The following is a 9,400-nucleotide window of genomic DNA, read 5'->3' as shown; positions in this document are numbered from 1 at the left end:
AATGGTCTCGAATATAACAAATAGGATTATGCCTGTAGTTACAGAGTGGCAAAATAGGGCACTTGAAAAAACATACTCATTTGTTTTTTTGGATGCAATACACTATAAAGTGCGTGACGACAAGCATATTATAATCAAGGCAGCTTATGTTGTGCTAGGTGTAAATATGGATGGAGAAAAAGAAGTACTTGGTATTTGGATAGGAACAAATGAAAGTAGTAAGTTCTGGCTTTCAGTACTTAATGACCTCAGAAATAGAGGCTTGAAGAACGTTTTGTTGTTTTGTATAGATGGCTTAAGTGGCTTTAAAGAAGCAATAGAGGCTGTCTATCCCTTTGCAAAGATACAACGTTGTATAATTCACCAATTGAGAGCAAGTATGAAATATATACCATATAAAGACAAGAAGGCGTTTGCAAAAGATTTGAAAGCTGTTTATGGCGCAGTGAATGAAGATCTTGCACTTGAAAATTTAATGTCTGCAAAAGAAACATGGGGTAGTAAATATCCAAATGCAATAAAAAGCTGGGAAGATAATTGGGATAATCTTATAACTTTCTTTGCATTTCCAGATTATATTCGTAGAATTATATATACCACAAATGCTATAGAGAGCCTTAACAGTCAATTTAGAAAAGTAACTAAGACAAAGCTTATATTTCCGAACGATGATAGTCTTATGAAGATGCTATATTTGGCAACTGAAAAGGTAAGTAAGAAATGGACTAGAGCATATGAAAATTGGGACCTTGTTATTAGCCAGCTCAATATATTATTTAGTGAGGTCTTAAATGAAGGAGCGTAGCTTTGGGACTCCGTCCCTCAAACCCCTAAGAGGTATAGCTTAAATTTTCCTGTTAAATAAGTAAAACGGATCACCCAAAGATAATCCGTTAATGTATTATTCTTCAATAACGACTCAATTCACATCTCAACACTGCCCTAACCTAATATTTAGAGGGTATATTAATAGCTATAAATGGAAATCATATACTGAAAAGTAATTACAAAGTAACAATATCTATAAACTATATTAACAGTTTTTCATAATTAAATAATTCAATTATTTTGCTTAAAGAAAGAGAATACACAAAATAATTTACACCCTCAGCCAATGAGTTACATTATTATCAATATGTCCTAGCATTCATTAAACACTTAAGTGTTAACAAACTATTAGTTAAATTGATATTTTCTAAAATTATTTCTTTTGGTACATTTAAATCCACAGGTGTAATGTTACATATACACTTAACTCCATTTTCTACCATCATGTCAGTAACTGTTTGTGCATAATTCTTTGATATGCAAATTATTCCGATGTCTGTTGGTATTTCCTTTAAGAAGCTTACTAAGTTGTCTATGTCTAGCACTTTAATATTTTGAAATGTTAATCCTATAAGTTCTGGATTAACATCAAAAATACCAACTAATTTAAAGTTTAATTGTTCATATCTAGTATAATTAGCAATAGCTTTCCCAATATTATTTGCTCCTATTATTATCATATTGTGTTTTTTTAAGAGTCCCAATATACCGTTGATTTCAATTAATAAATCTTTAACATTATACCCTAGTCTCTGTGTCCCAAAATCTCCAAAATAATTTAGGTCTCGTCTTATTTGACTAGCTGTAAATCCAATTATTTCACCAAATTTCTTTGAGGATATTGAAACCACATCATTATTTACAAGTTTCATTAAATATTTATGGTATTTAGTCATCCGTCTAATAACCAGCAGTGGTATATTATTTTGATTTTCCACAATGTTAACTCTCCTTTGAAAAATAATAATTAGAGTTTAAATTATTTAACTTTTACTGTTTTAGTTTTACCAAATGAATTTATAAATACCTGTTTTATCTCATTTATCATTGGATATCTAGGATTAGCGGTAGTGCATTGATCATCAAACGCTTTCTCAGACATATCATCCAATGTTAAATAGAAATCTTCTTCTTTAACCCCAGCATCTTTTATAGTCAACGGAATATTTAATTCTTTTTTTAGATCAGTAATTGATTTTATTAATAAAGCTACTTTTTCATCATCTGTATTCCCGCCTAGATTTAAAAAATTAGAAATAGCAGCATATCTTTCCTTTGCATCGGGATATTTGTTTTGTGGGAATGAAGCTTGTCTTACTGGAATATCTACTGCATTAAATTTAATTACTTCCTCAAGCAATACAGCAATAGCAATACCGTGAGGCATATGGTGTTGTGATCCTAATTTGTGTGCCATTGAATGACATACTCCTAAAAATGCATTTCCAAATGCCATACCTGCTATTGTAGATGCATGCGCCATTTTCTCTCTGGCAAGTATATTAGTAGTTCCTTCACTATATGATGTTGGTAAATATTCAAATATCATTTTTATAGATTGAAGTGCTAATCCATCTGTATAATCCGTAGCCATGACAGATACATAGGCTTCAATAGCATGACTTAATGCATCTATTCCTGTAGCTGCAGTTAGACCTTTTGGCATATTCATCATAAACTCTGCATCTACAATTGCCATATTAGGTGTTAATTCATAATCAGAAAGTGGATATTTCATTCCTGTTTTCTCATCTGTTATAACTGCAAATGGTGTTACTTCTGAACCAGTACCGGCAGTTGTTGGTATTGCTACTAACATAGCCTTAATCCCAAGCTTTGGAAAATGGTGTATTCTCTTTCTTATATCCATAAATTTCATTGCTAGATCATGAAATTTTTCTTCTGGATGCTCATATAACACTTGCATGATTTTAGCTGCATCCATAGCTGATCCTCCACCGATTGTTATTATGGTATCTGGCTCAAATTCAAGCATTTGTCTAGCCCCTTCATAAGCACATTCAAGTGTAGGATCCGACTGAACATCTGAAAATACTTTGAAACTTATATCAATTTTCTCAAGAACTTTTGTTATTTTATCTGCATATCCTAATTCACAAAGCATTTTATCAGTTACAATAAATGCTTTCTTCTTGCCCATATTCTTTAATTCTTTAAGTGCAGATTCTAAGCATCCATATTTGAAGTATATTTTTTCTGGTACTTTAAACCAAAGCATATTTTCCCTTCTCTCTGCTACTGTTTTTATATTTAACAAATGTTTAGGTTCTACATTTTCTGACACTGAATTTCCGCCCCAAAATCCACAGCCTAGGGTAAATGAAGGTGCGATCTTAAAGTTGAATAAATCACCACTAGCCCCTTGAGCTGAAGGCATATTTATAAAAGTTCTTACGGTCTTCATTTTAGAACTGAATTTTTCTACTTTTTCTTTTTCTCTCAAAGAATCTACAAACAATGAAGATGTATGTCCCAAACCACCGAGTTCAATTAGTCTTTCTGCTTTTTCTAAAGCTTCATCAAAACTTTTTACTTTATACATAGCTAATACTGTTGATAATTTTTCTCTTGAAAATAGTTCATCTAGTTCAACTGATTTAACTTCTCCTATAAGCACCTTTGTCCATTCCGGTACATTAACCTCTGCTAACTTGGCTATGTCACAAGCAGATTTTCCAACTATACTTGGACTTATCCTATTATCTTTAAACATAACCGTTTTAACCTTATCTATTTCATCCTGATTTAATATGTATGCTCCTCTTTTAATAAGTTCATTTTTAACTTTAGTATATATTGAATCGAGTACTATTATAGATTGCTCTGAAGCACATATTGTACCATTGTCATATGTCTTGGATAGTATTATTGAACTCACAGCCATTTCTATATCTGCACTTTCATCAATTATTGCTGGTGTATTTCCTGGTCCAACACCAATAGCTGGTTTTCCTGATGAATAAGCCGATTTAACCATCCCTGGGCCTCCTGTAGCAAGTATCACATCAGCTTCACTCATAAGTATTTGTGAAAGTTCTATAGAAGGCTCATCTATCCAACCTATTATTCCCTCTGGGGCTCCTGCCTTAACTGCAGCATCCAAAAGCAATTTTGCTGTTGCTATTGTTGATTTTTTTGCTCTTGGATGAGGAGAAAATATTATACCATTTCTTGTTTTTAAACATATCAATGATTTAAAAATTACTGTTGATGTAGGGTTTGTAGTTGGTACTATACCTGCTACAACACCTATTGGTTCTGCAATTTTTGTTATACCATAAGTTTCATCTCTTTCGATAACACCACATGTTTTTTCATCTTTATATTTATTGTAGATATATTCTGCTGCAAAATGATTTTTGATTACCTTATCTTCTAATAATCCCATACCAGTTTCTTCTACTGCCATTTTAGAAAGGGATATTCTAGCCTCTAATGCTACCATTGCTACTTTTTTAAAAATCTCATCCACTTGAGCTTGAGTATAAGTGGAAAATTTCTTTTGAGCTTCTTTTACACTTTTAAGTTTTTTATTTAATTCTTCTACATTTGTTAATTTCATATATATATACTCCTTTTTAAATTTATATTATTTCAAATCAGATTATATTGATAATTATTTAACACATATATGTATCGTATTTAAAGATAAATTAAGGTTATATAACAATTGGTTAAAGAATATTAGTAATTAAATTTTAATTATGTAGTATTATTGGTAATGTTATGAATTATAACTTGCTTAAGTTCTAGGTCAGTATAGATCAGCATAATATCTTTGTCAAATATTTAACAATAAATTCGTATCATATTTACGTTTACATTCATTTTAATTTATACATATATACCATATGAAAAAGATACAACGACTAGGGTTATAAATAAATTAATTGAAATAAAAAATATATTTGAAAAATTCAACAATATTTTAGGTGTATAAATTTAGTAAGGGGAAACTATCTATTGACAGTTTCCCCTTACTAATAGTTATTTAAATTTTTATTTTTTTTGTAAAATATCTACTATATCCATTTCTCCATTAGTAACCTTTTGAGAATCTTTCATAAGCTGACAGGTTTCTCCATTTGTAAATACTACAATGATGTCAGTAGATGGTACCTTGCTTTTAATAGTTTCTAAATCAAATTTTATAAGTAACTCACCAGCTTTAACTTGCTGGCCAATAGTAACAAAAGATTGAAATCCTTTACCGTTAAGAGAAACAGTATCTATTCCAATATGTAGTAAAACCTCTATACCATTATTACATTTTAAACCCACGGCATGTAATGTTTCAAAAATCATTGTTATTTTACCTTCAACAGGAGAATATACTTCTCCTGTTGAAGGTTCTATAGCAAAGCCATCTCCTAAGCATTTAGATGAAAACGTCTCATCAGGCACTCCTGATAAGTTCTTTAATATTCCACTAGCTGGGGATACAACTTCAAACTTCGATTTTTTTAAGAATTTAAACATATTTTTTAACCTTCCTTCTGTTTATTAGTTTCTTATTATTCATACTTATTTTATTATCTTCTCCTAGCAAAATCTAAAAATTCAAAACGCTCAGGATGATGTCTTGATTCTGTATATTCAAATTGGGTTCCGTCATTTAAGTATACATAGTTTTTCACCACTACTACGAAATCATAGGTCGTCATATTCAGGCTTTTTTTATCAATAGACTTAGCAGGTTCTATTTTTATAATTCTTTTAGCAAAACCTATTTTAGTATTCAAATCTTCTTCAATATATTTATAAATAGATTTTTTTGCAATTTCTTTTGTAAGATTTAAAACGTTATCTTTTAGAAAATAATTAATATCTAAGATAATATTCTCATTATTTAAGCTTCTTGTGCGATATAATTTGTAAGCCTTTTTTCCTTCTGCCAAACAAGTTTTTTCATGTAAAGCACTATCTATTATTACCTCTTCAAATAATGGTACAGAGGTAATAAATTCATTTCTATTAATACTAGAAACTTCAGCAAAACTCTCCAGTTTTCCAAACGAAAAAGCAATTTGATTGTTCTCTAAAACAAAAGATCCCTTACCATGGACACTATTTATTAAGCCTTCTTCTGATAGCATATCTAAAGCTCTTCTAACCGTGCCACGACTTGTACTGTAAATTTTACAAAATTCATTTTCAGAAGGAACCTTTTCACCTGGTTTATAATTACCACTTAGTATATCATTTTTTATTTTTTCGTGTATATATATATATTTTTTATCCATTAATAAGCCCCCATCAACTATTTTCATATAAAGTATAACATATCAAAATAGTGAATTACTATCACTTATGGTGGATTTATTGGTAATATCTACATTATTATATATTATTTTATATAGAAAGCTACAGATTCGTATGGACGAAGGGATAGCTCATTTATATTGTTTTTTGTATCCGAATAATTAGATATTAATACTTGAGATTCTCCTTCCATAGCCACATCGCTGGGAAGAATAAATGTGGCATATTTAGCATAAAAATTACTTACAACCAATAATTTTCTGTTATTATACCGCCTGATATATGCAAAGATTTGAGGATCATTATCCAATATAGACTGAAAATCTCCATAAGCGATTATATCATAGTTTTTTCTTAAACTTATTAGCTTTTTATAGTGATAAAAAATTGAATCTTTATTTTTTAATGCACTAGAGGCATTTATATGTGAAAAGTTTTTTGATACATTTATCCATGGAGTTCCATCAGTAAATCCTGCATTTTTAGAATCATCCCATTGCATTGGAGTTCTTGAATTATCTCTAGACTTTTGCTTAAGTATGTCCATAATTTCCTTATTAGATTTACCTTTAGCTTTTAATATATCATAAACATTTAAGGATTCCACATCTCTATAATCCTGCAACTTATTAAAATTTGGATTTGTCATTCCTATTTCTTCGCCTTGATATATATATGGGGTTCCCTGCAATAGATGTAGAGTAGTCGCTAGCATTTTAGCAGACTCATTACGGTACTCTTTGTCATCTCCAAAACGAGATACTACTCTTGGTTGATCATGGTTACACCAAAATAGTGCGTTCCATCCATTACCTTTAATCATCCCATATTGCCAGTCAGTTAGTATTTTTTTTAGTTTTATAAAATCGAATTCTCCTAGTTCCCATTTCTGCCCACTTGGATAATCTACTTTTAAATGATGAAAACTAAAGCTCATATTTAATTCTTCTTCATTTGGTTTTGTATACTTAACACAGTTATCTATAGTGGTAGAAGACATCTCACCCACTGTTAATATATCCTTGTATTTTGAAAATACATTTTTATTTAGCTGCTTTAAAAATCTGTGGATTTTAGGGCCATCTGTATAAAATTTACGCCCATCTTCTGTAGGCGTATTTAAAGTGTCATTTGGGAAAGTCTGGTCTTTAGATAATAAGTTAATTACATCTAATCTAAAGCCATCTACTCCCTTACTTAGCCAAAAATCCATCATATCATATATGGTTTTTCTAAGCTTTTGATTTTCCCAGTTTAAATCTGCTTGAGTAACGTCAAAAAGGTGAAGGTAATATTGTTTTGATGTTTGGTCATACTCCCAGGCACTGCCTCCAAACTTAGATTTCCAATTGTTGGGACATTTACCGTCTTTACCATCTTTCCAAATATAGAAATCCCTATAGGGACTATCTTTAGATTCAGAAGATTTCTTAAACCATGAATTTTCTACAGACGTATGATTAACAACCATATCTAATATTATTTTTAGGCCTCTTTTATGAGCTTGCGTTAATAGATTTTCAAAGGTATTCATACTTCCATATTGAGAATCTATCTTATAATAGTCACTTATATCATAACCATTATCCTTTTGTGGAGACTCATAAACAGGAGTTATCCAGATTACATCTACACCCAAAGCTTTTATGTAATCAAGTTTCTCAATAATCCCCTGTAAGTCTCCTATTCCATTTCCTGTTGTATCTTTAAAGCTTTTTGGGTAAATTTGATATACAACAGACTTTTTCCACCAAGATTCATTCATAGGTAATACCTCCGTTTGCATTAAGATTGTATGTTTTTTAAGATTTTTTATTTTTAAAAGTTGGAATTTTAATATTACTAAAATTTGAGAATATAAAAGTTAATATAAAAGGAGCCACTATGGCTATAATCATACCTATAAAGAAGATACCCCATTGTTGTGGAAATATTGACAAAAAGCCAGGTAATCCACCAACTCCTATAGACGGAGCTTTAACATGATTTACTGTTATGACCACAGCACCTAACGCTGAACCAATCATAGCAGAAAAGAATGGGAATTTAAATCTTAAGTTAACTCCAAATATAGCTGGTTCAGTTATTCCAAGGTAAGCTGAAATAGCAGATGTAAAAGCTAATCCTTTTATTTTTTCGTTTTTAGTTATAAACATCATCGCTAAAGCTGCAGAACCTTGTGCAATATTACAAAGAACAAGAATAGGCCATAGAAAAGTTCCTCCTGTGCTTGCTATAAGTTGCATATCTACTGCAAGGAACATTTGATGCATACCCGTTATAACCAGTACTGAATAGAAACCACCATATATAACCGCACCTATTACTGGAAAGTGACTAAATATATAAACTAAACCATAAGTAATTTCGTTACCCAGTGAAAAGGTTATTGGTCCAATTATAATAAATGATACGAAGCCTGTAACGAGGAGTGCTATAGGTGAAACTAATAATAATTTAATAGAATCTGGAATACGTTTATTTAAACCAATTTCTATTTTTGCTAGAAAGTAAGATGAAACTAATACAGGTAAAACTTGTCCCTGATATCCTACTTTAGCAACCTTTAGTCCAAACAAGTTCCAATATGGTACTGTCCCTTTTGTTACAGCGTCTCCATAATTATAAGCGTTTAGTAATGAGGGATGAACAAGCATTAATCCTAGAACAATACCAAGAAGTGGATTTCCACCAAATTTTTTAACTGCTGACCAACCAATTAATGCTGACAAAAATGTGAAGGAAGTATTAGCTATAAGATTTATAATGTCTGAAATATCACGAAGTTCAGGATGAACATCAATCAATGCCTGATTGGCGAAAAAGATACCTTTACCTGCGAGGAGATTATTTATACCCATTAATAAACCTGCAGCCACAATAGCTGGTAGTATAGGTATAAATACTTCGGATAACGTTTTCACGAGACGCTGAAGTAAATTAATATTTTTTGATGCTATATCTTTAACTTCTTGCTTTGTTGCGCTTTGATTTCCAGTAATCTCGATAAGTATGTCATAAACCTTGTCAACGAGTCCCGGACCTATAACCACTTGAAATTGACCGTTACTAGAAAAGAAACCCTTTACTAAATCGATTTCATCAAGCTTAGTCTTATCTACTTTCTTTTCATCTTTTAAAGCAAACCTTAATCTGGTAACGCAATGAGTTGTAGCGGATATATTATCTTTACCACCAACAGCTTCAATAATTTCTTCTACTGATATTTTTGAAATTCCCATTTTTAACTCCCCCTTTATGGTAATAGAATAACATGTATAAACAAGTA

General features: G+C 30.9%; 7 protein-coding genes. 1 reads left to right on the top strand and 6 read right to left on the bottom strand.

The window, feature by feature from the left end:
- Nucleotides 1–805: IS256 family transposase (locus KPL37_RS12065; RefSeq protein ID WP_216149688.1), on the top strand; the 805-nt coding region annotated here is incomplete at its 5' end.
- 325 nt (nt 806–1,130) lie between these two features.
- On the opposite strand, the gene KPL37_RS12060 is transcribed toward KPL37_RS12065, so the two are convergent.
- The 6 genes from KPL37_RS12060 to treP all read right to left on the bottom strand — a co-directional run bounded on the left by KPL37_RS12060 (nt 1,131) and on the right by treP (nt 9,353).
- Nucleotides 1,131–1,766 (bottom strand): redox-sensing transcriptional repressor Rex, encoded by a 636-nt coding sequence (locus tag KPL37_RS12060; RefSeq protein ID WP_216149686.1) that lies wholly within the window; start codon nt 1,764–1,766, stop codon nt 1,131–1,133.
- Between the two features lie 41 nt (nt 1,767–1,807).
- A complete protein-coding gene (gene adhE / locus KPL37_RS12055) occupies nt 1,808–4,411 on the bottom strand; it encodes a bifunctional acetaldehyde-CoA/alcohol dehydrogenase (RefSeq protein WP_216149684.1) in 2,604 nt (867 codons plus the stop codon).
- A gap of 437 nt (nt 4,412–4,848) precedes the next feature.
- Nucleotides 4,849–5,328 (bottom strand): PTS sugar transporter subunit IIA, encoded by a 480-nt coding sequence (locus KPL37_RS12050; protein ID WP_216149682.1) that lies wholly within the window; start codon nt 5,326–5,328, stop codon nt 4,849–4,851.
- 53 nt (nt 5,329–5,381) lie between these two features.
- Complete coding sequence (treR, locus tag KPL37_RS12045; protein ID WP_216149680.1) at nt 5,382–6,092, bottom strand: trehalose operon repressor; 711 nt, start codon at nt 6,090–6,092, stop codon at nt 5,382–5,384.
- 104 nt (nt 6,093–6,196) lie between these two features.
- Nucleotides 6,197–7,876, bottom strand: a complete 1,680-nt coding sequence (gene treC, locus KPL37_RS12040) for an alpha,alpha-phosphotrehalase (protein WP_216149678.1) — start codon at nt 7,874–7,876, stop codon at nt 6,197–6,199.
- 37 nt (nt 7,877–7,913) lie between these two features.
- The gene (treP, locus tag KPL37_RS12035) at nt 7,914–9,353 is read right to left on the bottom strand and encodes a PTS system trehalose-specific EIIBC component (protein ID WP_216149676.1); all 1,440 of its coding nucleotides are present in this window, start codon (nt 9,351–9,353) and stop codon (nt 7,914–7,916) included.
- Between the last annotated feature and the right edge of the window lie 47 nt (nt 9,354–9,400).

This window comes from Clostridium frigoris (genome assembly GCF_018861865.1).
Lineage (GTDB): Bacteria > Bacillota > Clostridia > Clostridiales > Clostridiaceae > Clostridium_AD > Clostridium_AD frigoris.
Note: the sequence above shows the minus strand (reverse complement) of the source record. Positions and strands in the feature narration are given on the sequence as shown.